Source organism: Acinetobacter corruptisaponis (assembly GCF_030053775.1).
Classification (GTDB): domain Bacteria; phylum Pseudomonadota; class Gammaproteobacteria; order Pseudomonadales; family Moraxellaceae; genus Acinetobacter; species Acinetobacter corruptisaponis.
In genome coordinates this window covers 54,433-80,007 of sequence record NZ_CP125669.1, presented here as the reverse complement: position 1 = coordinate 80,007, position 25,575 = coordinate 54,433, and the positions used below count along the sequence as shown (strand labels likewise).

Genomic DNA, 25,575 nt, shown 5'->3' with positions numbered 1-25,575 from the left:
CCTTATATCCCAATTTATGCGTTATGTTTCAGACGAATCCCAATATTGCGGGTCTGCACATAACTGTAGATGGCTTCCTGCCCTTTCTCACGACCAAAACCCGATAGGCCAACACCCCCAAATGGGGTTTCAATCCCACCTGCAAACCATTCATTGATAAATACCTGACCTGCAATCAAACGGTTTGCAACACGTAATGTCTGGTTAAGATTTTCACCAAAAACGCCTGCCACCAAACCAAAGTCCGTGCCATTGGCTATCGCAACGGCTTCATCTTCATCATCAAATGGCATGATCACCATGACAGGCCCAAACACTTCCTGCTGTGCAATTGATAGATTTGGTGTTGCCTCAACAATTGTTGGTAAAACAAAATAGCCTGCCAACTCAGGAGCTGTACCACCTGTTAAAATATTGGCTCCCTCTAGGCGTGCTTTCTCGATCATTGCCAGTATTTGCTGCTGCTGATCTTTAGACACCACTGGAGTCAGTTCAGCATTGTCTTCACCAATCCCAATACTCAGGCTTTCCGCCAGTGCCACCACAGCATTTTTCACCTCGTCATAACGGCTGCGATGTACCAACAAACGCGACATGGCTGAACAGACCTGTCCAGAGTTATAGAAAATACCCACTTTGACACTGCGTAATAACTGCTCTAAATCAACATCAGCAAAGGCGATTGCGGCTGATTTTCCACCCAGTTCCATCACGGATGGCGTAGCACGTTCTGCTGCATCTTTTAAAATACGCTGGCCTGTGGGGACTGAACCTGTAAATACAATTTGATTGGTATACTGATGTTTAACCAGATGGGTACCGACTTCTGAACCTTTACCGCACAACAGGTTAATCGCACCTTGTGGAAAGCCAGCTTTTTCAAGTGCCCTAAACAACAGCACCATACCCAACGGTGAGACTTCTGGCGATTTCACCACAACGGCGTTTCCTGCCGCCAAAGCGGGCGCAAGTGAACGGGCACAAATTGAAACGGGGAAATTCCACGGTACGATCTGAACCGAAACACCCATTGGAATATAGGAGGTAAAATCAACGTAATCCTTACCCAAAGGAACAGAAATACCTTCGACCTTATCTGCCATACCTGCGTAATATTCAAAATAACGTGCCGCCTCATCAAACTCTTCACGGGCAGTATCCAGATTTTTGCCATTCTCACGACAAAGGATTAAAGCGCCCTCTTCGGTAAATTCACGGATTGCGGCGGCAGCTTTAAGCATCCAGGCAGTGCGTTGTGCAGGACGGACATCGGTTAATGCACCACTATTGGTACAACGGCATGCGGCTGCCATAGCGGCATCGGCATCGTCAATACCTGCCTGGGCAACTGTTGCAAACACTTCTGCTGTCGCAGGGTTGATGACTTGCAATTGGCGGGAACTATCCAGCCATTGGCCACCAACATAATTGAGGTAATGCTGCATATTATGCCTCCAATGCCTTTTTAGCTTGGGTTGCCAACCACTGTTGGAAGAAATGTGTGGGCAAGTCCATTTCAGGTGAGAACACACCACCACCAAAACCAGGAGAATGACGGCCTTTTTGCATGGTCTCAACTGCAAAAACATCTTCAGCAAATACCACTTTCCATGATTCCAGCGTTGCTGCACGGCATGCATCATATTTAGGGTCTAGTGATTCATCGCCAACATAGTACAAACGCAGTTTTTCAATGGTTTTTTCGGGTGCAATCGGGTCAATCATCATGGCAAAGGCATGATCTGCCTGAATACCTAACAGTACATTTGGAAATACCGCCACATATTCAGCATGGCGTAACTGGTCTTCTGGCCAGCTTGGGAATTTTGGCAAATGCGTTCCTGCGGTTGCAGACAGGTTGTATTTATAACTGCCCTGTCCTGCAAAACGATCTTCGAACATGATGTTGTAGTGGTCTTCAAGTTTTGAATAGCTGTTTAATGCAGGATGTACCCACGGCAAGTGATAGGCCTCACAATAGTTTTCGACCGTGAGTTTCCAGTTACTTTTTACTGGAAGTTCAAAATGTGAACCAATTTTACTGCTATGAATCAGGTCTAAACCATTTTCTCCGAGGAAAGGTTTCCAGCGCTGCACCAATGGCGCAATATGTTCTTCAAATGATGCTGCATCACCTGAAATATTGACAAAAACCATGTCCATCCAGATTGCCGAACGGAGTGCCTTTAGGCCATGTTTTTCACATTTAAAGCGTTCATCTTTATGCTGACCAATTCCGCCAACATGCGGTGTGCCTTTCAGGTTACCATTTAGGTCATAACTCCAAGAGTGATATGGACAACGAATCACCCCCTCAATGGCTCCCTCATCATGCACAAGCTGCATGCCACGATGGCTACAGACATTGTGGAAAACCTGAACCAAACCATCACGGTTGCGCATCATCACCAATGGCATGCCCATGAAATCCACAGGTTTCACATAATTATTTTTAGGTAAATCAGAAGCAAAACCGACACATACCCAGGTTTTGCTTAAGATATTGTCACGCTCAAAATTAAAGTATGCATCGCTGGTATACGCCATATTTGGCATACCATTGGATTCAGTAATAGGGTTTAATACATTGTCGATTTGCTGAACCGTAATCAGTTGCTGGCTAACTTGACTATTCATCTGATAATCTCCATTTATTTTGAATAACGCAGAACTCCCTGCGTTGCTATTAACTATGCGTTGGCATCATGTGCTGCTTGATAAAGATTGTGTTAAACACGATTCAAAGTGACAAACGACTTTTTGGCTAGGTATCTATGAGTTTTTATCATGTAGCCTGAAAATGCTTTATTGGATGAGTTAAATGCCTAAAAACAATATGTGCATGATTAAAACTCACTGGTGAATGAGAATAAATCAGTTGAGGGATCTTCGTACTCATTACTACTCTGTATTATCGCATCCAACAGCTAAAGGTTTTAGCTGTTTGTAACGCATCCAAGGAGGAGTTATGCGTACAACAACAAAAGTTCTATCTGGACTAAATCCAACGGTTACGATTGTTTCAAAGGTATTACTTTTTCTATTCATTGCATTTTGTATTTTTTATGAAAAACAGGCAGGTGAATATTTTGGAATGATTTCCAATGCCTTATTAACCAATGCAAAATGGTATTTACTTTTTTTGGCAACATTTCTAGTCGGTTTCCTTATTTATTTATGTATGAGTCGTTTTGGGCATATTCGTTTAGGTAAGGATAATGAAAAGCCTGAATATAGTAATATCGCCTGGATCTGTATGTTATTTTCATGTGGTATGGGGATTGGACTAATGTTCTGGTCAGTGGCTGAACCCATTAGCCATTATGCCAACAACCCATTTACCAAGGACTTCTCTGATGAGTCCGCCCGAATGGCAATGCAACTGACCTTTTTCCACTGGGGTTTGCATCCCTGGGCACTATTCTCATTGTCTGCCGTGGCTTTAGGTTATTTTGCCTATCGTAAAGATTTACCTTTGGCTTGCCGTTCAGTTTTACATCCTTTTATTGGTGATAAAATTTATGGAACAATTGGTAATATTGTTGATATTACGACAATTGTCTTAACTGCTTTTGGAGTCTCCCAAGCCATTAGTATGGGTATTTTGGAACTCAATGTGGGTTTGAACCATAGTTTTGGCATTAATATTGACGTTAAAATCCAATTGGTCCTTGTGCTTATTTTAGGTGTTTTTGCAACCTTATCTTTACTCTCCGCAATTAGTAAGGGTTTTAAAATGATCGCTGAAGGAAATATGGTTCTCTCTTATTTTCTGGTGATTGCCGTCATTTTAATTGGCTCAACCCGTTATATTTTTAATGCTTTCTTTGAGGGTTTAGGCGACTATCTACAAAACATTGTGGGTATGAGTTTATGGAGTGACGCTCAAAAAGACACAGCATGGCAAAGTTGGTGGACAGCATATTATTGGCCATGGTGGATGACATGGGCACCTTTTGTTGGATTATTCATTGCGCGCATTTCAAGGGGGCGTACCATTCGTGAGGTTATTCTCGGTTCACTTGCCGCCCCAACCTTACTGACCTTTATCTGGATTGCCGCATTTGGTGGCGCTGCCCTTAAAATTGAAAAAGCCAACCATCAGCAACCTATTGCTCAAGAGGTGGTTGTTAAAACAACTCAATCCTCCACTCCATCAGCAGGGAAAACCACACATGAAGTTACCATTGCTGAAGCAACGAAAGAAGACCCTGCCCGTGCCGTATTTGTGTTCTTCGACCATCTTTCATCGAACCACACCACAACACTTTTTTTAAGTGCCTTACTATGCTTGTTACTGTCGATCCACATTATTACCATCGCCAACTCAGGGGCACTAGTATTGTGTTTTCTAGATACCAATGGTTCAACCAATCCATCTGTAGGCATACGTTTGACTTGGGCTGTCATTATTCCACTCATTAGCGGTGGCTTATTATTGGCAGGCGGACTGTCTGCCATTAAAACCGCATGCGTGATTGCAGGCTTCCCCATCTCAATTTTGTTGATGGTGATGTGCGCCTCACTTATTAAAAGTTTACGCCAAGATCCTCAAGCATGGGTAATGATGCCTGAACATTTACGCCCTGATGAGTTCAAGACCGTAAAGGAATCAGTGGATAGCACCAAAAACTGAATAAAAAATAACTGTTAACCAAAAACAGGAATCTTAAAGATTCCTGTTTTTTATTTCCTTTGATGGATGAATGTTTTAAATTATCCCAAACCTTTTTGCCCCACCTGTCCTGGTAACTGATCCATTAACCAGCTACGGAATTGTTTTACGCTTGAAGGAATCACCCCTCTGTCAGATGGTTCCAACATACAAAAGTTTGCCTGACTACATAATATCGTTTCTACAGGGCGGACTAATGCTCCACTCTGTAAATAATCATCAACCAAAGAACTCCATGCCAAAGCCACGCCCTGACCGTTAATGGCAGCCTGTATTAACAAAGGGTAATTATTAATATTGACCCTGTTCCTCGGTTTAAAGATTGGATAATCCACCAGTGCAAACCACTCTGCCCAGTTAATCCAATCCTTTTGAGACTCATCCAGAGACAGCAGACTTTTTCCAAAAATATTATCAATCGTTTTTTCCTGAAATTGGGCAAGATAAGCTGGACTGCATACTGGAAAAACTTCTTCAGGAAATAAAGGAGTAACTTTCATACCGACAGGAGGAACCTTGCAGTAAAATAAGGCCAAATCACAGTCCATTTTTTGCAAATCAAGAATATTCTCTGTCGTTAATATTCTTAAATCAATTCCTTCATTTTGCTGAAAGGTAGCCACCTTAGGTAACAGCCAAAGTGCAGCCATGGCATTGGTTGTCACAATAGTAACCTGATGTTCACCTTGCCATTTCTTTATTTCAGCAGTCGCTTGAGCCACGTCCAGCAAGGCACTATAGATCGTGTGATAATACTGCAAGCCAGCAGGCGTTAAAGAAATGTTGCGATTTGCCCTAACAAACAGCTCTTTGCCCAAATATTCTTCCAACTGTCGAATCTGGCGACTAATCGCGCCTTGGGTAACATTGAGTTCATTTGCAGCCTGGGTAAAGCTGAGGTGGCGTGCGGCTGCCTCAAATACAATCAGGCTATTCATGGGTGGCAGTGGTTTGATTCTCATGGACACTCCTAATTTGTCCCATACTTCCATATCTAAGAATTACTCAAAATCTCATAAAAAATAATGATGAAATAAGATCATATATTGAGTTTCACTATGCTCCTCAGCAGTGTTCATGTTATCCAAGTAAACTGGTTGGTATTCCTAGTCTGAATAAAATGTCATAAACAGGAAATAATAAAAAGTGAGAAAAAGTATATCACCCATGAGTTTTTTTCATGTGAATTTTATAGAAACCTCCACTTCGACCTGTCCTTAAAATTTATCGGGCAGTTGCTGTACCCAAAAAATCCAGTAATAGTCTTATTTTAGGCACCAATAATTTACTATGGCTAATATGGTCTTTTGAACAAAAGTGGCACTGCGGGATAAATATTAAATGTTGCATGAACCTGAAAACTGGTAATCGGTGCTATCTTGGTTGCCCTGTTGTTATTTTAGGCTGAACGAATTCTGTTTTAGTGAAGCCTTTGCTGTATGGTTATTGCAGCTTTCCTGAGTGTGGAGATATCCACGTTCATGTAAGTGGATTGCCCAATAATTTGATAGCCCAAGCATTCATAAAAATGTTTAGGCATTCTCCTCATTTAATGACTTGTTGAAAATTTATTATTTATATAGGTTATTGATCTGTTCAAGACACCTGCGATTGTCATGATCCCAAGGATGAAAATTAGGGCGAAAATAATCAGTATAATTTATGAACTGAATCCGCAACGCACCAATATCACCAAAGGTATAGCGGTAAAATTTACGCCAGCCTTTTAAATCAGTGAGTTTTCTTTCATCCTTGAGCATGATCAAAAAAGTGGGAATCACCAATCCCCAAAATAACACTGTTGCAATCACCAAGCCTAGACTACGCTCACCATACGCCACTAAACCCCGTCCTTTCACTGTATCCCAGACATCAAACGCAACTGCCTTATGTTCGGTTTCCTCCAGGGCATGCCAACGCCAAATTGCCTCAAAATCAGGATCAGCCCCCTCAAAAAGGCGTGGTTCTGTTAATAAACTATCCGCCAGTAAAGCGGTAAAATGCTCAAGTGCTATCGTGCCACTCAGCCACATATGGGGTGGCAGGTATTTTTTTAGCAGCACAAAAATATCACTGACCAGTTGTTCAAACTTAGGCGCAATCGGACTACGGGCAAACAATGCCGCATTGTAGGCTTCATGTTCCCGTCCATGCATCGCCTCCTGACCAATAAATGCGGTCACGGCCTTTTTTAGGTCAGGGTCGGTAATCATTTCTCGATGGGCCCGAACTGCATCAATAAAGAAACGTTCGCCAACGGGCAGCACAATCGAAAAGGTATTGAGCAAGGCCGTAAAGATATCTCCAGCATCCGTATGCCAATTCATGATTTTATCGGCTGGCAAGTTAAATTGAATGTCCCGCCGTGTCGGCAATAACACGGGATAGGCGTTTTTTTTCAACCATTTTTTATGCAATATTCCCATGACAATATCCTTATCTACAATGCGCAGCGTTTTATATCCCTTTCGATCCGAGATATAAAACGCCCTTGCAACCTGTTAATCCCGACGATACATCGTCACCACGCATGCTCCGCCCAAGCCCAGATTGTGCTGCAAGGCAATTCGGGCATTCTCAACCTGACGTTTTTCGGCTGTACCGCGTAGTTGCCACACCAGTTCGGTACACTGTGCCAAGCCTGTTGCACCAAGCGGATGTCCCTTGGACAGCAAACCACCTGATGGGTTGGTGACATATTTGCCACCATAGGTATTGTCACCATCCCAGATAAACTGTTCTGCCGTACCCTCGGCACATAGTCCCAAGCCCTCATAAGTCAGCAATTCATTGGCAGTGAAACAGTCATGCAACTCAATCACATCGACATCTTCTGCCCCAATCCCTGCCATTTCATAGACCTGCTGAGCAGCTTTTTTGGTCATGTCATAACCGACCATTTTAATCATGCTCTTTTCATCAAAACTGCTGGCATAATCGGTAGTCATGGCTTGGGCAGCAATATATACAGGATTACTAATCCCATGTTTTCTGGCAAATTCATCTGAACAGAGAATCGCAGCCCCTGCGCCACAGGTCGGTGGACAGCACTGGAAACGGGTCAATGGATCAAACACCTCATCGGAGGCCATGATTTGTTCCAGTGACAATACCTGACCAAATAAGGCATACGGATTGTTGCTGGCATGTTTACGGGCTTTTTCAGCGATTTTGCCGAAAGTTTCCTTTTTGGTGCCATGCAACCAGCGATATTCACGCCCAGCACCACCAAACATTTGTGCGGCTGGCGGAGCAGAATTAAAACCCTGCACATCGAGCATTACCTGAGCATGTTGCCCCATCGGAGTTTCACGGTCATTGAATTTTGCACCCAATGCCCCTTTTTCCATTTTTTCAAAGCCAATGGCAATCACGCACTCTGCCAAACCACCCTCAATCGCCTGACGTGCCAAGAACAAAGCACTTGAACCAGTTGAACAGTTGTTATTGACATTAACCACAGGAATCCCTGTCAGTCCCAACTCATACACAGCACGTTGCCCACAGGTTGAGTCGCCATAGACATAGCCTGCAAAGGCCTGTTCGACTTCGTTATAGCTGATGCCTGCATCTTTTAGGGCAAGCTGTCCCGCTTCACGCGCCATTTCATAATATTCTGGGCTTGAACCTGGCTTGGCGAATTTGGTCATCCCGACCCCAATGACATTTACACTACGTTTCATGTTGTTATCCTTTTAAATTAAGCCAATCAGGTTTTGTAGTTGCTGGGTCAGCTTAATGTCACCATCGACACGTAACTCACCATGCTGATACAGGTCACGGCTATCTCGTTTACCTTGTACAATCTCAAGTAAATGGCTATCACTTAGACTAAAAGTTACATCGGCTTGGTCAGCCTCACCTTGCATGACAGTGGCCTGTGCAAAATCAACCGTCCATTGTGCTGTGGGTTCAGTGATATTAAATTGAATGCGTCCTGTCTTGACTGGAATCTGTTCAATTTGCTTTTGTAATGCTGCAAAAATCAGTACAGCATTTGCATCCATCGGTTTTTTAGGTTCTGGGCTATTCGCTGTTATTGCCTGAGAAACTGTGCCTGAAGCAATACGCTTATCCCGTGCTGCCTCAACACGCTGCTGTCCCATGTCCTGTAGCATGGTCAATTTATTTGATGCCATGACATTGCCCGCAATCTTGAGCTGACCGCCAAAGAACAGTTTTTGCACATCAGCCAGTGAACCACCAAACACGGTTGGAATATGTTGCTCATCCATATCCAAAGTCACGTCAGGTTTATCAATATCGCCTGCCCCTGCACCACCTTTGCCATTTTTCAGGTCAATAAACCAGTTTGAATCTGGGTTATGGATATGGAACTGGAAAGTGGTTTTGGTTTTTTCTGCCAAATCACCTTTTTCATTGAGATAGTCATTCACAGCGTTAAAGACATCAGCCAATGTAATTTCAGTATTTTGGGCAGTTTCAGCTTGTTCATTCGATGTTGTAGTAGCACCTGCACTGGCAAGACGTTGCTGTTTCACTTCCTGATAACGTGCTGCATTGATGTCCTGTAGCACAGTCAGTTTATTGGAAGCCATGACATTACCGCCAATTTTTAACTGACCACCAAAAAACAGTTTTTGCACATCAGCCAATGAACTGGTGACCACGGTTTCCAGATGCTCCTCGTTCATTTCCAGTGTCACGTCAGCTTTTTCAGTTTCACCTTTTTGGCATCCACCCTTTCCATTTTTCAGGTCCAGCGTCCACACGGATTCAGGATTTTTCAGCTTAAACAGAAATACTGTTTTGGTTTTATCCACCAGTTCAGGATGTTGCGCCACATAATCTGCAACCACTTTAAACACATCACTGGCAATTAAACGGTCTGGTTCAGTGCTTTGGCTAACCACTTCGGTCTGTTGATTCACCACTTTTGGCTTCGCTGCCGCTTTTGGAATCTCGGAATACAGTTCAACCACAGCATTCTTAATCACAACCTCATTGCGTTCTTTGACACTGGTTTCAAAGATAATGCGGTTATCCGACTCTTTCCACATTTTAGTGACCAGCGTATCACCAGGAAATACACTCTTGGCAAAACGTACCTTGATGCTCTTGAAATAACGCTCATCATTATTACAAAACGCCTTGATCACATGACGGCCACAATAGCCGAAAGTACACATGCCATGCAGGATCGGTTTTTCAAAACCGAAAGCTTTTGCAAAGTCAGGATCGGCATGCAGCGGATTCCAGTCCCCTGACAGGCGATACAACAAGGTCTGGTTGGCATCAGTTTTTTCTTCAATAATCACATCTGGTTCACGGTCTGGTGGTGTATTCACCTCCCCTGATGGACCACGGTCACCGCCCCACCCACCTGCACCTCGTACAAATGAAGTCATTTCGTTGTAGGCAATTTCCTCACCCGACTCATCCTGAGTGGAAATCGCAAAAGTGACTACAGCATTTGGTGCTTTATCAAATGCTTCCTTAAACCTGAATACGTGGCGCAATTTGGCATGTGGAGGTAATGGACGCTTGATCTCCATATACTGCTCACCATGCAGCAGGCGATCAAAACCAAAGTTCATGCCAGGTAAACTAAAGATTCCTGTTTTGGCAGCAGCCAGCATGGCATTCAGTTGTGGCATCGCACCATAGGTTGGAATGGCCGCAAACTCACCCAGTTCATACACATATTTCAACTCGGACTTGTCCAGTGGATCACGTGCTGCACCAATTCCCAGTGCATACAGGGACAGGTCCCTTTCATCGTAAGATGACTCCAGCACCAGTTCCGCCTTAGCTGCCTCATCCAAATCAATAAATTCATTACCGCCCAAACTTGGGTGGTTGATCCCATCTAAAATTGGGGTAAAGGATTCGGTGGTGCTGTCTGGATGGGTTGATTCATTAAAGTCAGTGATTTTATTCCAGCGTGCCACCACGTCATCTATATTAAATTCACGATTATTGGGAAACGAATGACCCAGCGTACGTTCCCAGCGTAATTTGGCGATAAAGCCTGCACCGACTTCAAACAATCCTTTAGTCTCTTTACAGTTTTCATGGCATAACCATGCCACCAGAGGACTGACCGCTTCGGGTTTCAGCAATGCCAGTAACTCAGGAGGCATCACCGTTTCAGTCAAACGTGATGCTGCCAAAGGTGCAATGGTATTGACGAAAATATTTTTACTGCGGCCCTCTTCTGCCAGACAGTTGGCTAGACCTAAAATTCCCAGTTTAGCCGCACAATAATTGGCCTGACCAAAATTGCCGTAGATACCTGCCGCAGACGTGGTCATGATAATTCGACCATAGCCTTTTTCACGCATGATGGGCCAAGCAGCATGGGAAACACTTTTACTGCCGTTGAGATGTACCCGCATGACTAAATCCCAGTCCTGCTCAGTCATTTTGGCAAAACTGACATCACGCAGAATCCCCGCATTATTGATGACAATATCCACGGTGCCAAAATGGTCGAGGGCAGTTTGTACGATTGCCTCGCCATTTTCCACGGAATCGTAATTGGCAACCGCTTCACCGCCCATCGCACGGATTTCCTCCACCACCTGATCCGCAGCCAATGAGGAATGACCAGCTCCATGAGCGCTACCGCCCAAATCATTGACCACCACCTTACAGCCTCGTGCTGCCAGTGTCAGCGCATGTTGTCGCCCTAAACCACCACCCGCACCTGTGACAATTGCCACTCGTCCATCAAAACGTAATTCCGACATTGTTATTTTTCTTCCTATATTTTTAAATCAATTCATGTTTTAAATGGTGCGTGAAATCAACTCTTTCATGATTTCATTGGTGCCACCATAAATTCGGTTCGGACGGATATCCAGATAGGCACGGGCAATTGGATATTCCAGCATATAGCCATAACCACCATGCAACTGCACGCACTCATCCACAACCTTGCTGGCTAAATCGGATACCCAATATTTGGCGGCACAGGCAGCTTCTACCGATAATTCATTTTTTAAAATCTGTTCCATACAGCGATCTACAAATACACGGGCAATCTGTGTTTCTGAACGGAGTTCCGCTAGTTTGAAACGGGTGTTTTGGAAAGTCGCAACAGATTTACCAAAGGCTTTACGGGATTTCACATATTCAACCGTGCTTGCCAATGCCCCCTCTGCACTTGCCGCACAGATAATGCCAATCATCATGCGTTCCCATGCCAACTCTTTCATCAGCATAAAGAAGCCCATGCCCTCCACACCTAGCAAATTGGACTTTGGTACACGCATATCATTAAAGAACAGTTCACAGGTATCCTGACCGTGCATACCCACCTTTTTAAGTGGCTTACCTTTACTAAATCCCTCACGGTCTGCCTCAATAATCATGAGAGAGACATTTTGCGCACCACTCTCGCTGGTTCCTGTTTTAACCGCGACTACAGCCATATCACACAGATAGCCATTGGTAATAAAGATTTTGGAACCATTGACAATATAATCATCGCCATCTTCAATTGCAGTCGTACGAATGGCCTGTAAATCTGATCCAGTTCCTGGTTCAGTCATGGCAATTGCTGTAACCACTTCACCAGTTGCCATCTTCGGCAACCAAGCCTGTTTTTGTTCTTCATTGCCAAAATTATTGATGTAGTTCGCCACAATGTCAGAATGTAGTGCAAAACCAGATGCAGAATCACCCACCCGTGCCTGTTCCTCAATCAAGATCATCGAATAAAGACGGTCAACCCCTGAACCACCATATTGTTCTGGCATGGTGCAGCACAATAAACCCAGTTCACCTGCCCGATTCCAGAGTTGTCGATCAATATGTTGCTGCTCTGCCCATTTTTCATGGAATGGCGCAATTTCGGTTTCAAAGAAACGACGGGCTGTAGTGCGGAAAGCCTCATGCTCCGCACTAAATAAGGTACGGGGAATCATTGGGCTAAGCGGTTCAGGTACATGCACGGCATTCAACATGGTATTCATTTTTGTTCAGTTCCATAGATCATTTAAAAGAATAATGGTACGCCTTTCTTTTTATTTACAATACGTACGTACGGTATGTTTTTAACATGCTATATTAAAGTCGTCAAGCCAATATTGTCAGGCTATTTATTCATTTGCTATAGTCGAAAAAACCAATTGAAAATGTGTAACCCAGTGAAATCAACCGCTCCCAGACTTACCCAGCATGAACGTAGTGAAGCCATGCGAGAACGCTTAATTGAGGCAACGCTAGAATGTTTGGTCAATGATGGCTATACGGGCACCACGATTAGTAAAATCATTAGTACCGCTAAAGTTTCAAGAGGCGCACCCATTCATCATTTTCCCTCCAAAGCGGCATTGATGGAGGCAACTGCGGAACAGTTGATCAAAAAAATCTATATTTCTTTGGGTAAAATCATCAAAAAAATGGAGAACTCGGAAGATCGCCTTGAAAGTCTGATTATGGCGGGGGCAAGTTTGTTAAAAACTCCTGAAGCTTCTGCATTACTGGAATTATTGGTTGCCAGCAGACATGAACCTGAACTTGCTGCAAAGTTACAGCATTTATGGATTATTTCCTACAAAACCACCAGAGATGCGGCAGAACATTATCTGGCCTCAAAATCTGACATAGATAATGTCGGAGACCTGATTATTTTAACACAATGGGTTTTACGCGGCATGGTTGAAGATATGCACATTACTTCCCATACAGCCAAAACAACTGAGTTCTTTAACCGCTATATTAAGTTATGGAGCTCATTGTTATCCCATCATCTTTATACCAAATCGGACGTGACCACACCTCCGCCAAAACCTAAATACTGGGATTGAATAGGAAATATAAATATTATATTACCCCCTCAACCCAAATATCCTTACAAAATATTCTTGATCTTTATCTAATTTCAGCTATGATTGATCAATCACTCATTTATGTTTTTAAATTATGGCTCGCCCTCGCAGTAATGATAAACGTGATGCTATCTTAAATGCGGCTGTTGAAGTGCTCGCTGAGATGGGCGAACGTGCCCCAACATCAAAGATCGCCAAGCTTGCAGGTGTTGCAGAGGGCACCTTGTTTACCTATTTTAACAGTAAGGAAGAACTGCTGAATCAGCTTTATCTTTCTTTAAAAGCTGAGCTACGCCACGTCATGATGTTGGGTTACCCTACAGATACCGATCTTAAAGCACAAATGCACCATGTCTGGCAAAGCTATTTGAACTGGGGAATCAGTGCTCCCCAGAAACGTAAGGTTATGGCACAACTGTCAACATCTGAACAAATTACTGAACAAAGCAAACAAATTGGGATGCAATCGTTTTGCGACTTAACCCAATCCATCCAGAATCAAGTTGATAAGGGATGTTTACGTGACTATCCCCCGCTTTTTATCGGTTCAATATTTGGCGCAATGGCTGAAGTGAGTATAAATTTTATGGTGCAAGACCCAATGTCTGCTGAAAGCTATCGTGAGTCAGGTTTTGAAGCATTTTGGCATGCCGTAGCAATAATGTAGTTATCTCTTTAAATAAAGACATATGTCTTTATTTTTAAAACCCAATTAATGAGTGATTAATTACTCATTTAATTAATCACTGATTTATCTCATCCTGTTTACTCTTTTGCCTACTGTGATGAGTTTTATAAATCAACCACCCCAATCCCGTTAAAGGTAAAATATGATGAATATGATCTATAAAAACATAGAGGGTATTAATAAACCTCCACTATCCTCTCAAAAACGTAATGGACGCTTCTGGAATCTAAGCCCCAACCTACATAAAACGACTTTGTGGAAAACCCTGCAACTTATGTGGCGCTTTGCATTTAATAAACCTGCTGGCACTGTACCCAATAAGCCCATTCCTGTAATAACCCTCACACAGCAGCAATTACTTGCCGCACCTGATCGCTCCCTGTTTCGGCTTGGACATTCAACTATGTTATTAAAGTTGCGTGGTGAATTTTGGCTGACAGATCCCGTATTTTCCAAACGTGCCTCACCCTTTCAATGGATCGGGCCAAAACGCTTTCACCTACCACCAATCAACATTGCCGAGCTACCACCCATCAAAGGGGTAATCTTGTCGCATAACCATTATGATCATCTTGACCATGATGCAATCATGCAACTGATGGATAAGGTGGAACACTTCATCACCCCGCTTGGTGTTGGAGATACCTTGATCAAATGGGGCGTACCTGCGGACAAAGTCCAGCAACTGGACTGGTGGCAAGACACCCACATTCACGGCCTACATTTAGTTGCGACACCCGCACATCATTTCTCAGGTCGTGGCATATCTGATAGCAATGCCACCTTATGGGCATCATGGGTCATTATTGATAATGACCTGCGTATATTCTTTAGTGGAGACACAGGCTACTTTAATGGCTTTAAAGAAATTGGGGAACACTATGGTCCTTTTGATATGACGTTGATTGAAACAGGGGCTTATGGTCAGGATTGGCCTGATGTCCACATGCACCCTGAACAAACTCTACAAGCCCATCTGGACTTAAAAGGCAAAAATCTTTTGCCTATACATAATGGAACTTTTGATCTGGCACTGCATGTCTGGGATGATCCATTTGAACGCATTGTGGCATTGGCTGAGCATCAAGATGTGGTCGTGTGTACACCACAAATGGGCGAAATGCTGAATCTTGAAGCCCCACAGGCAAACACACGCTGGTGGCGGGAATAAATACGACGGTGAGTTTATTCATCGAATGTATCAAAAATTATGGGAATATTTAGCCATAGCAAATCACCCTTTAAATTAGATTTAAAGGGTGCAGATTACTGAGTGGACTTTTCATCAGAGGAAATCAACCTCCCTCTATCTCAATGTAATCCCTTAAAAATGAAGAAACACCCCACGATACACAACATGACAGCAAAACATTTTTTCAACACGGCTGGTGATAAGGCATGTGCCGCTTTTGCACCCAGCTTTGCGGTAAAGAAACTCATGATACTAATGCCCAAGAACGCATAAATATGCACATAGCCAATACTATTCGGCACATTGATATGCTCTTTCATTCCAAAAAACATGAATCCCAAAGCGCCAGCGATAGCAATCGGTAAACCACATGCGGCTGATGTCCCCACCGCTTTCTGCATCACTACGCCATAATGATTGAGATAAGGTACAGTTAAACTGCCTCCTCCAATCCCAAAAATTGCAGAAGCCACACCAATTCCTGTCCCTGCAACAACTTGTTTAGGAGTGGATGGAAGCTGTTTCGTCTGATCAATGACCTTTTTTGCCCCCATAAACATGGTATAGGCAACCCAGATCACAAAAATGCCAATGATCAGTTGCAAATGTGCGCCAGACAATAATCCTGCAATCCCCGCTCCAAAAAAAGATCCAACCGCCATGCCAGGCGTTAGATTTTTAAAGACTGACCAGATGACCGCACCATTTTTATTGTGTGCCATCAATGAACTGATCGAGGTGACGATAATGGTTGCCAACGATGTCCCTAAAGCCAAGTGCATGATCACTTCAGGGTCATAACCCATTTGGGTAAACACGATATATAGAATCGGAACAATAATTGTTCCACCACCCACACCAAACAGCCCAGCGGCAAATCCAGCCAATGCGCCGATTGCAAAAAAAATGATTAATTCCACGATAGAGATACTTGCTTAAAAATTGGAGGTTAAATACAGCGTTAGATTGAACGAGTTTTGCCTGACACATGATGCCCGACATGATAATAAGCACGATTAAAATGAACCAAGCCTTGTTCTTGCTGACTTTGTTGAATTGCAACAATACGGCAGATAAAAATACTATGTGTGCCCACTTCCTGAATTTGCTCAATCTCACAATCAAAGCTAACTAAAGCATCTGTTAAAATCGGTGAACCTGTTTCCAGTTCTGTCCAAATGGCTTGTTTAAAGCGCTCTTCTGGACTGATTTTAGAGGAAAATGCATTAGAAAGATGTTGCTGATGTTCAGCCAACACATTGACACTTAGGATTTTATTTTCGATAAAATGAATATGCGAACTCGCAGCTCTATTCATACACACCAATAAAGTCGCAGGACTATCCGACACACCACACACTGCAGATGCTGTAAAGCCATAACGACCTGATGCCCCTGCTGTGGTCACCACATTGACCGCACTGCTTAACAACGACATTGCATTTCTAAAGTCTATTGCTTCAATCATCATTTTATTCCCAATAAAAATAACCTGTTTAATCCTAAACACCCATTAAACAGGTCACTTTTACATTATGCTTTCAATGCTCAATTATTTGCCCAAGATTTCTTTACGGACGATTTCCGCACCTGCGCTTAACGCATGTAACTTGCCTCTAGCAACATCACGAGATAATGGAGTCATACCACAGTTAGTAGATGGATAAAGTTTATCCGCATCCACAAATTGCAGTGCCTTACGCAAGGTATCTGCAACTTCTTCAGGTGTTTCAATGGTGTTGATTGCCACGTCAATCGCACCAACCATGACTTTTTTACCACGAATCAGTTCAATCAAATCCATTGGTACACGTGAGTTATGACATTCCAGTGAAACAATATCAATTTTAGACTGTTGCAGCTTTGGAAAAGCTTCTTCATATTGTCGCCATTCTGAACCGAGCGTCTTTTTCCAGTCAGTATTGGCCTTGATGCCGTAGCCGTAGCAAATATGCACAGCCGTTTCACATTTCAGTCCTTCAATGGCCCGTTCTAAAGTGGTAACACCCCAGTCATTCACTTCATCAAAGAACACATTAAATGCAGGCTCATCAAACTGGATAATATCCACACCTGCCGCTTCTAACTCTTTGGCTTCTTCATTGAGGATTTTGGCAAATTCCCAAGCTAGTTTTTCACGGCTTTTATAATGCGCATCATACAGCGTATCAATCATGGTCATTGGACCTGGCAATGCCCATTTAATTGGTTGTGTGGTGTGCTGACGTAAAAACTTGGCATCTTCCACGAAAACTGGCTTTTGACGAGAAACCGCATCAAATACAGTCGGGACACTGGCATCATAACGATTGCGGATTCTGACCGTTTCACGTTTTTCAAAATCAACGCCATGCAGATGTTCAATAAAGGTGGTGACAAAATGCTGGCGGGTCTGCTCACCATCACTGACAATATCAATGCCTGCATGGAGTTGTTCCTGCAAGGATACCAGCAACGCATCACGTTTGCCTTGAATCAGGTCATCGCCCTCTAATTTCCAAGGCGACCAAAGTTTCTCAGGTTCTGCAATCCAAGATGGCTTCGGCAAGCTACCCGCAGTTGAAGTCGGTAATAATATTTTCGTCATGATCAATCATCTTTTCTATAAATTGGTGAATTTAAGCGGCTTCAGTTTTATCGGTGTAGCTCGCAGCCCATTGCTCAAGAATATTTTGGTATGGCTTGATAAAATGTTCTTCAGTCCATTTGCCTTGCTCAATCGCCAGTCGGCTACGTTCTTCACGATCATAGACAATTTGAGTCAGTGAAAAATCCTGATAGTTCAAACTTGGTTGATAGCATTGCGCTGCCACCGAATTGGCATTGTAAATTTCAGGGCGATAAATCTTCTGGAAAGTTTCCATGGTGCTAATCGTGCCAATCAATTCAAGGTAAGTGTAGTCACTCAACAAATCACCATGATGATAAAATGCCAAAGGTGCAACACTGTTTGGTGGCATGAAATAGCGAACCTTTAAGCCCATTTTTGCAAAATACTCATCGGTTAAGGAATAATCATCCTGCTGATATTCCACACCAAGTACAGGATGTTGATTGGCAGTGCGATGATAAGTCTTGGTGGTTGAAACACTCAGACAGATCACAGGTGATTTACTGAAATTATCTTTATAAGATTTTGAATTTAAAAAAGACTTAAAGATTTTCCCATGAAGCTCGCCATAGTTTTCTGGCAGGCTAAACTTGGCTTGATCCTTGTTATGTTCTGGCAGTAAGACACTAAAGTCATAATCGCGTACATAAGAAGAAAAATTGTTGCCAACAATGCCTTCAATACGTTTATTGGTTTTATGATCGACAATATTGGTTTTCAATATTTCAATGGTCGGGAAAGTCTCACCATTGCCTTCCACATCAATATCAACCGAGATGATGTCAAGCTCAACGGAATAACGGTCTGCTTTAGAATTATCCCAATGTGCCAAGGCATTGAAACGATTGTCAATCATTTTCAGCGTGTTGCGCAAGTTCTCCTCACGACGCTCGCCTCTGGCTAAATTCGCAAAGTTGGTTGTGATACGTGTATTGTCTGAGGGACGATAGTTTTCATCGAAACGAATACGCTTAATCGTAAATGTAAACGCTTTGCTCATTGTGATTCACCACTCTAAATTCTACGATAAAACTTGAATGATGTGATTTATACCGAAAGCATCACATGAATAAAAACGAGTTAATTTCACAAAAAAGTGAATAAAATTCATGATGACGTATTCTGTGGTGTTCAGCATCGGAAAATGAAAAGACTTCATCTTAGGCTGAGAAAATATCAGCTTATTCATCTTTTGGACTGATCCAAATTACTAAGATATTCACTCAGCGATACCAATCGATGGCGCATGAACAATGGTCGTGACCGCATTAAGATTAGTGTGAAGTTTTATAGCAATGCAATGGATGATGAATAAACCTAATTGAGAAAAACTCCGACAGACTACAATTCCCTAAAAAATTAAAGGGTGCTAACATCATCAATCTGACAATTATCCATGTCAAGTTTATTCAGAGGGAATGCTCAATGTTAAAAACACAACAAGTCAAAATCATACAAGAATTTAATGCACCTGTAGAAAAGGTCTTTGCCATCTTGAGTGAACACGAAAACCTAAGCAAAATCTTTACGCCAGCTAAAGTTACCCGTATAGCGAATGGCGAGGATACACGTAATGGTGTCGGCTCTGCCCGTAAAATGTCAATTCCACTGTCACCATCATTTGTTGAGACCAATCTGGTCTATCAAGAAAATGAACTGATTGAGTACGCCATTACCAGCGGTATTACACCGATAAAAAACCACCGAGGTGTGATGAAGTTTACTGATTTGGGAAATAACCGTACCCGTTTAGACTACACTATTACGTTCAAGGGTAGACTTCCTTTTATTGGGCCAATCGTTAAAGCAGCTCTGCAAAATGGTGTAAGTCGTGGGTTAAAAAAACTCAAGATTTAAATGATTTTAATTAAACAGGGGTTAATAAGCTTAGTCCCTGTTTCTTTTAAAGAATATTTTTTAATTCAATGCCTAGGCTGACTATTGCAACATTTACTGAATAGCTAAACCCCTTTCCTATCACACCTTAAAACTGGTACTGCATTGCTGCGCGGACTAATAATCCAAAGCCTCCTGAAAGCCCTATTGCCTTGTTCTTTGATTGATTTACTTGGCTAAAGCAATCAGATCTTATAATTTGAACTGTCATAATTAAAACCATTTTAGATCGAAACACAATATTTCTATAAAGCCAGGTATATAATGAGGTGCGATCTATAGTTTGACCCTGATATGAAGAGTAAATTTTCTAATAGTAATCAAATTGGTGTGGTTTCTACTTTTTCTGAACTTATAAACAGAAATTTTCAAGGAGATATGAATGCCATTTGCTGGTATAGAAATTTGGTTGGCGACTTTACGGAGATTGTGGCCAAACTTGAGTTAAAAGAAAGCATCACAGAAGTCTCCGTTAAAGATCTTTTAGCACTGCAACTTTCAGAAAAAGGCGATTTGGCAAGAAAAATTATCTTGGAGGATATACAGCTATTAGCTGATTTTGGAGCATCCCCATCTCTTAACTTAATTAAAAATTATGAACGCGACGAAGAGCTCGATTTCATTTCAACAGATGTCTATTCCTACCATGTTGATCGCTCACCTATCGAAACGGATACTTTTCTATGTACCTATCATGGTTCTGCAAGTGAAATCCTGCCCAATGATCAGGTTGAACAGAAAATTTTGATTCCAGAAATCAGGGGAAAACTCAAAAAATTACATGATGGTCCAGAGGCTGAATTTGAAAATTTTCTGGAAGACTATTTTTTTGATTTGCATTATCAACCTAAAGCCAATGCACACTCCATAAATTTAGGCTCAGGGCATCTTTGGCGTCTGGCAGTAGATCATCCAACGCAAAAAGTCTTGCCCTGTGTTCATAGAGCTCCTACTGAAAAGGAGGATGAACTAAGGCTATTATTAATTTGCTAAATATTTGTTCGATATATAGAAGTTAAACTGCTTGACTCAATGATTACAATCTTATTGCCTATCCTATAAACTAAAATGGCAATATGAGTGGTCAGTATTTAATAGTTTAAACCACTAAAAATAATTAATTTTCATATACATTATCCCTATTGAATTTTAAAATAGATACCATTATTTACATATAGCATCCTACCACCATCATTAAACCACTCCTAGAATAAAACCAACATCCTACTCTAACTCGCTTCAGGTAAAACATTATTAGATTGATCCATTATTACTAGTCTTTCTATATAACTCCATGACTGTTCTATTTGTAGATAGTCCTGACTCATTTTAGCATAAACCGTCATTCCATCTAAAATATTAATAAACATTGAAGCTAAAACATGGGGTTCAGCTACCTTAACCTTAGTAAATAAATCTTCTGAAAGCTGGCTCAGCCATTGGCGATATTCCTCTATAGGACGGGCCACAGAGGGATATTGCTTTAAGATTTCAACCGTTGCTTTTTGGAACATGCAGCCATTAAAGTCATCCGACTTAAACCAGTCTAGATACCATAAATAAATGGCCTTGATTCTACCTAAGTAGTCATCCTCTCTTTTTTTGTCTAAAGTCGCTAGGATCTCAGCTTGGATATTCTCATTTCTTCTTTCTAAACAAACCTCTATCAGTTTTTCCTTGGACGGAAAATATTTATAGAAAGTCATTTTTGCCACACCAGACTCAAGAATGATTCGATCCACCCCAACGGAACCATAACTATGAAGATTGAATAGATTTAAAGCCGTTTTAATAATATCTTCTTTTTTTGACATCTTTATTTTCCTTTAAAATTTCTAATATATTTTTATGGCAGAGCTGGAACGAGTCTGGCAGCCATATTTTTTTATGTTTCCATATTCACTCCATGCTAATTCAACTCATGCAACAAAACAACTACTATAAAATATCTTGATACTTAAGTAGAAAACATAACTGTTAAAATTAATTTAACAAAAATTTAAATTAAATTAATTATTAAATCAAACTACACATAAATATTAACCACGTTTAAATTAAAATTAAATTTATTTAGTACTATTAAAAAATTGATTTAAGCAAAAAAAGATTTTATATTCTATCAATCCAAAAAAATTAGCTTCTGGTTATAGCAAGATGCAAATAAAAGCCAATCTAGAAGCAATCAGGATATAGCAATAATATAAATTAAAAGGATATATATCATGGCAATAAAATTCGAAAACTTTAATGACCCAAGAAAAAATGCTTTAGACGGAATGAAAAGCAGTATTTCGACTGAAGTCTGGGAAAAAAACATCGCCTTTTTAAATAAGCTAAGAGCTGATATTTCCAGTCATCCCGTGTCTAGGCATCCTGCAATTCAAATGCTCAATGATGGCGTGATTGATAAGGAATCATTACAGAAGATTCATTTGGAATATCGCCATGCCATTGTGCAGGTGTTTACTGATGCCCTACTCATGGCACAATTCCAGACCAGACAGCTTGAACCCCGTCTTGAATCTGGTTCCAAAATGTTTCCCCGTTTCCTGTTGACGTTAAACATTCTGGATGAGTTTGGTTTCCGCCCTGGTTTGGATCAGGATGGTTATTATTCAGGCAACCCTGAATACGCTCACTATCCTTTGTTTGAAGATGTGTTAAATGACTTTGGAATTAGTGAAACTGAGCGTAATACCTACCAGCCATCCTTAATTGCAGAGAAAGTACGAACATATCTAGAAAATTCATTTAGTGATTACAAGGCTGTTGCAGCACTTCTAGCCGTGGCAGAGGAAGAGGTTATTTTGTTTAGTCCAGCTTTACGTCAGGCAACACATGCTGTTGGCTTTGATGTGGATAGTGGCTATTACTATGTTCATGGGGTTTCTCATGATGAAACTGCTGAAGCAGCAGATGATGATCATGAAGATGACTTGTGGTTCGTTCTGGCTCAGGCATGTACTGAAAATGACTATGAACTGATTGCTAAAATAAGTTTTGAATATTGTGATTTATGGCAACAATTCTGGGATAAGCAAATTGCGGATCTTCAATATGAACCATATCAAAAATTAGCCTAACTTAATACGTCCCAATGTGCTTAAGACATAATGGGACGTTTTTTAATTCAAAGCCTGAACTGACTGCTGCAACCCTTTCTGAATATCTTTCAATATATTAGTTTAAATAAATAGAAATTTTTTCAGATAAAAAAGCCTGAAATAAAATTTCAGGCTTTTTTAGATATTCTTTATAACTCTAATAAAGGTGGTAATTCTCTTCTTGCAATCCCGTAGGCTTCATCACGATCTATGCCCATTGCATATAGCAATAACTCAGCAATTTCAGTACCTGCATCTCTCCAAGTTTTATGCCCCTCTAATACGAGAAAAATAGATGTCAAAACAGAGCCCGCAATCAAAGACATGATGGAAAGCAGTTGGTCCTCACGGAATGTATATCGCTTGCTGTCTAAACCAGCCATTACATCTGGCAGTGGTGAATCATGGCTTGACCATAAGGCCATTAATGATTTTGAACTGAAAGCAAAACGGCATATAAATCGTCCCCAATCCGACTCTTCATGGGCTCTACGAATATACATACGAACGCCAGTAGCAAGGCGAATAGCCGAATCTGGTTCATCCCCGAGTGTTTTAATAACACGTGCATTCATTTCTTCCGCGAGCTGAGATGCGATGTCTTCAAATAATGTATCAGGATCTAGCTGATTATTATAAATTGTGCCACGAGCCACACCAGAAGCTGAAGCCAATTCACTGATACTAATATTAGTCGAACCTTTTTCAGCAAAAAGTTTTAATGCTGTCTTATGAATTCTTTGCTGTGATGAAGATAAACGCACAATTTAAACCTTTTGAACAAGAATGCAGTATTTGAACAATTTCAACTATTATTATACAAATTATACTATTCATCAAAACCTTTTGTGAGTTTCTTACGCAACCAGCCCCAGTTCTGATCCTTATCGGACTCTCGATACTGTTTCAGGTCTAGAATCTGTTTTTCAATCGACTGTGCCACCCGTTCACGTATATCCCAGATCTCTTGTTCGTTATTTTCCACCTGCGCTGTAGAGATTCGTTCCCCAAAACTAAAGTAAAACCGTTGCGGTTTGGGAATCGGTAAGTAGCCCACTCCAGCGGGTATAGGCGGCAATATATCCCCATCTCTCAGTTTATCACTGAGTTTCAATGTGTTTAGGAGTTTTTGCGCAGTGTTATTTTGCTGAATATCATTGGCATCGATCACAATATCAAAGCAATCATCTGCCCCGACAGAAGCAAAAGGAATAATGTCATAGCCATGTTCTATTGCAAGGCGGGCAAAACCAGTACGCTTTTTCCAGATGAGTTGATATTTTTCACCTTTACGGCGCATGACTTCTCTTGCACCACCAGGAAACACCATGATGGACTGACCACTCGACATCAGTGCATGACAGTTTTCTGGCGATCCCAATACCATACCACCTTTTGTGAGTATATCTTTCCATACTGGAATATGAAAATGCATACGATCACCCAATGAACGCAAGTGAACACCATGTTGATCTCGTAAATGTTCCAGAATCAACGGCACATCCAACAAACCATACAGCGTATGATTGCCAACAAATAAAGCGGGTTTGGACATATTGAGTTGATCCGAGTTTAAAAACACGGGATTAAAATACCAACGTTCTAAATCACGTCCCCACTTACCGTAGTTTTCTTCTGGGGGTACAAAGTTATCCATCTTATTCTCCTCTTTAAATTAAGATACGTCCTTGTATCTTAAATTTTAGATTTATGTTGTTTTAGCCTGTAACGCAAGGCATGGATAAAATATCAACAGCCCCTACTGTTTGACCCAAGTGAGGCTTTTTTCCCATAGCGCATTGGCTAAATTGATATTTTGAGCAGCATGAGAGGATACTTTCACTTTACAGTCTTCATAATAGAAACCTGTATCGCCAGCAAGCTGTGGTTGGGTAGCACAATACAGTGTGGTTTTTGCGCCATCTTCAGGACTAATCATAAAACGTCCCATAAGCTTGACCAAAGGTTTTGGCAAACTCCGCCATACATTGGTAGACACCACCCCAGGATGTACTGCATAAGTGGTCACACCTGTACCATATAAACGACGCCCCATTTCTTTTGCAAATAGAATATTGGCGAGTTTAGCAACGGCATATTCTTTTAAGCCACCAAAACTTTTGGTCGATTTCAATACAGCATTAAAATCAATGTCCTGAGCATGGCGATGCGCTTTACTTGACACCACCACCACCCGTGCAGGTTTGGACTCAATTAGTTTTTCAGTCAATAACTGTGTTAAAAGGAAATGTCCCACATGGCAGACACCAAAGGTCAGTTCAAATCCTGAAGTGGTCATGCCTTTCTGCCCAGCTAAACCTGCATTGGCAATCAGTAAATTCAAAGGCAAATTTCGGGAAAGAAACTGCGTTGCACATTGACGCACAGAATCTAAATCCGCTAAATCCATCTCAATAAATTCTGCCTTTGCCTGACCATGACTGAGGCTTTGAATTTCCTGAATGACAAGTTGCGCCTTTTGCTGCGAGCGACATGCCAAGAATACATGGTAGCCTTGTAATGCCAATTCTTTTGCGGTCACTGCACCAATCCCTGAATTTGCACCCGTCACTAACGCCACTTTGCCATTTAATTTAAATTGGGACATGCT

Annotated in this window: 22 protein-coding genes and 1 pseudogene; 8 read left to right on the top strand and 15 right to left on the bottom strand. The window is 41.6% G+C overall.

Annotation, left to right across the window (positions count from 1 at the left end; genetic code table 11):
• Positions 1-14 precede the first annotated feature (14 nt).
• Entirely contained in the window at positions 15-1,445 is a 1,431-nt protein-coding gene (locus QLH32_RS00365) for an aldehyde dehydrogenase family protein (RefSeq protein WP_279960712.1), read from the bottom strand.
• A gap of 1 nt (position 1,446) precedes the next feature.
• Positions 1,447-2,637: an aromatic ring-hydroxylating oxygenase subunit alpha gene (locus QLH32_RS00360; protein ID WP_279960713.1), complete on the bottom strand. Its 1,191-nt coding sequence runs from the start codon at positions 2,635-2,637 to the stop codon at positions 1,447-1,449.
• A 331-nt stretch (positions 2,638-2,968) separates the two neighbouring features.
• Here QLH32_RS00360 and QLH32_RS00355 point away from each other — a divergent pair, with 331 nt between their 5' ends.
• A complete protein-coding gene (locus QLH32_RS00355; RefSeq protein WP_283267532.1) occupies positions 2,969-4,636 on the top strand; it encodes a BCCT family transporter in 1,668 nt (555 codons plus the stop codon).
• Positions 4,637-4,716: 80 nt separating this feature from the next.
• On the opposite strand, the gene QLH32_RS00350 is transcribed toward QLH32_RS00355, so the two are convergent.
• The 5 genes from QLH32_RS00350 to QLH32_RS00330 all read right to left on the bottom strand — a co-directional run bounded on the left by QLH32_RS00350 (position 4,717) and on the right by QLH32_RS00330 (position 12,606).
• Entirely contained in the window at positions 4,717-5,637 is a 921-nt protein-coding gene (locus tag QLH32_RS00350; RefSeq protein WP_283267531.1) for a LysR substrate-binding domain-containing protein, read from the bottom strand.
• A 609-nt stretch (positions 5,638-6,246) separates the two neighbouring features.
• A complete protein-coding gene (locus tag QLH32_RS00345) occupies positions 6,247-7,101 on the bottom strand; it encodes a metal-dependent hydrolase (protein ID WP_283267530.1) in 855 nt (284 codons plus the stop codon).
• Positions 7,102-7,176: 75 nt separating this feature from the next.
• Positions 7,177-8,358, bottom strand: a complete 1,182-nt coding sequence (locus tag QLH32_RS00340) for a lipid-transfer protein (protein WP_283267529.1) — start codon at positions 8,356-8,358, stop codon at positions 7,177-7,179.
• A 12-nt stretch (positions 8,359-8,370) separates the two neighbouring features.
• Positions 8,371-11,388, bottom strand: coding sequence for a peroxisomal multifunctional enzyme type 2 (locus tag QLH32_RS00335; RefSeq protein WP_283267528.1), 3,018 nt, complete (start codon positions 11,386-11,388; stop codon positions 8,371-8,373).
• A gap of 39 nt (positions 11,389-11,427) precedes the next feature.
• On the bottom strand, positions 11,428-12,606 hold the full coding sequence (locus tag QLH32_RS00330; RefSeq protein ID WP_283269380.1) for an acyl-CoA dehydrogenase family protein: 1,179 nt from the start codon (positions 12,604-12,606) through the stop codon (positions 11,428-11,430).
• A 183-nt stretch (positions 12,607-12,789) separates the two neighbouring features.
• On the opposite strand from QLH32_RS00330, the gene QLH32_RS00325 reads away from it, so the two are divergent.
• From QLH32_RS00325 to QLH32_RS00315, 3 genes are all read left to right on the top strand, one after another.
• The gene (locus QLH32_RS00325) at positions 12,790-13,452 is read left to right on the top strand and encodes a TetR/AcrR family transcriptional regulator (protein WP_283267527.1); all 663 of its coding nucleotides are present in this window, start codon (positions 12,790-12,792) and stop codon (positions 13,450-13,452) included.
• Between the two features lie 115 nt (positions 13,453-13,567).
• Entirely contained in the window at positions 13,568-14,140 is a 573-nt protein-coding gene (locus tag QLH32_RS00320) for a TetR/AcrR family transcriptional regulator (protein WP_283267525.1), read from the top strand.
• Between the two features lie 172 nt (positions 14,141-14,312).
• Complete coding sequence (locus tag QLH32_RS00315) at positions 14,313-15,332, top strand: MBL fold metallo-hydrolase (RefSeq protein ID WP_283269378.1); 1,020 nt, start codon at positions 14,313-14,315, stop codon at positions 15,330-15,332.
• A gap of 140 nt (positions 15,333-15,472) precedes the next feature.
• On the opposite strand, the gene QLH32_RS00310 is transcribed toward QLH32_RS00315, so the two are convergent.
• The 4 genes from QLH32_RS00310 to QLH32_RS00295 all read right to left on the bottom strand — a co-directional run bounded on the left by QLH32_RS00310 (position 15,473) and on the right by QLH32_RS00295 (position 18,964).
• Entirely contained in the window at positions 15,473-16,273 is an 801-nt protein-coding gene (locus QLH32_RS00310; RefSeq protein WP_283267524.1) for a sulfite exporter TauE/SafE family protein, read from the bottom strand.
• A gap of 41 nt (positions 16,274-16,314) precedes the next feature.
• Positions 16,315-16,821 (bottom strand): flavin reductase family protein, encoded by a 507-nt coding sequence (locus tag QLH32_RS00305; protein ID WP_279960721.1) that lies wholly within the window; start codon positions 16,819-16,821, stop codon positions 16,315-16,317.
• A gap of 84 nt (positions 16,822-16,905) precedes the next feature.
• On the bottom strand, positions 16,906-17,940 hold the full coding sequence (locus QLH32_RS00300; protein ID WP_283267521.1) for a methionine synthase: 1,035 nt from the start codon (positions 17,938-17,940) through the stop codon (positions 16,906-16,908).
• A 31-nt stretch (positions 17,941-17,971) separates the two neighbouring features.
• Positions 17,972-18,964 (bottom strand): DUF1852 domain-containing protein, encoded by a 993-nt coding sequence (locus QLH32_RS00295; RefSeq protein WP_283267520.1) that lies wholly within the window; start codon positions 18,962-18,964, stop codon positions 17,972-17,974.
• A 216-nt stretch (positions 18,965-19,180) separates the two neighbouring features.
• Here QLH32_RS00295 and QLH32_RS00290 point away from each other — a divergent pair.
• The 3 genes and pseudogenes from QLH32_RS00290 to QLH32_RS00280 all read left to right on the top strand — a co-directional run.
• Positions 19,181-19,279 (top strand): annotated as a pseudogene (locus tag QLH32_RS00290) (epoxyqueuosine reductase QueH); the annotation flags it as partial.
• Between the two features lie 110 nt (positions 19,280-19,389).
• On the top strand, positions 19,390-19,821 hold the full coding sequence (locus QLH32_RS00285) for an SRPBCC family protein (protein ID WP_283267519.1): 432 nt from the start codon (positions 19,390-19,392) through the stop codon (positions 19,819-19,821).
• 333 nt (positions 19,822-20,154) lie between these two features.
• Positions 20,155-20,853 carry a DUF1826 domain-containing protein gene (locus QLH32_RS00280; protein WP_283267517.1) on the top strand — a complete coding sequence of 233 codons (699 nt, stop codon included), beginning with the start codon at positions 20,155-20,157 and terminating at the stop codon, positions 20,851-20,853.
• A gap of 236 nt (positions 20,854-21,089) precedes the next feature.
• On the opposite strand, the gene QLH32_RS00275 is transcribed toward QLH32_RS00280, so the two are convergent.
• Positions 21,090-21,674 (bottom strand): TetR/AcrR family transcriptional regulator, encoded by a 585-nt coding sequence (locus QLH32_RS00275; RefSeq protein ID WP_283267516.1) that lies wholly within the window; start codon positions 21,672-21,674, stop codon positions 21,090-21,092.
• A 408-nt stretch (positions 21,675-22,082) separates the two neighbouring features.
• Here QLH32_RS00275 and QLH32_RS00270 point away from each other — a divergent pair, with 408 nt between their 5' ends.
• Complete coding sequence (locus QLH32_RS00270) at positions 22,083-22,943, top strand: hypothetical protein (RefSeq protein ID WP_283267514.1); 861 nt, start codon at positions 22,083-22,085, stop codon at positions 22,941-22,943.
• A 170-nt stretch (positions 22,944-23,113) separates the two neighbouring features.
• Here the strand turns inward: QLH32_RS00270 and QLH32_RS00265 are convergent, their stop codons facing one another.
• The 3 genes from QLH32_RS00265 to QLH32_RS00255 form a co-directional block, all read right to left on the bottom strand.
• Positions 23,114-23,728, bottom strand: coding sequence for a TetR/AcrR family transcriptional regulator (locus tag QLH32_RS00265; RefSeq protein WP_283267512.1), 615 nt, complete (start codon positions 23,726-23,728; stop codon positions 23,114-23,116).
• Positions 23,729-23,793: 65 nt separating this feature from the next.
• Positions 23,794-24,621 (bottom strand): lysophospholipid acyltransferase family protein, encoded by an 828-nt coding sequence (locus QLH32_RS00260; protein WP_283267510.1) that lies wholly within the window; start codon positions 24,619-24,621, stop codon positions 23,794-23,796.
• Positions 24,622-24,723: 102 nt separating this feature from the next.
• Positions 24,724-25,572: an SDR family oxidoreductase gene (locus tag QLH32_RS00255; RefSeq protein WP_283267509.1), complete on the bottom strand. Its 849-nt coding sequence runs from the start codon at positions 25,570-25,572 to the stop codon at positions 24,724-24,726.
• Positions 25,573-25,575 lie beyond the last annotated feature (3 nt).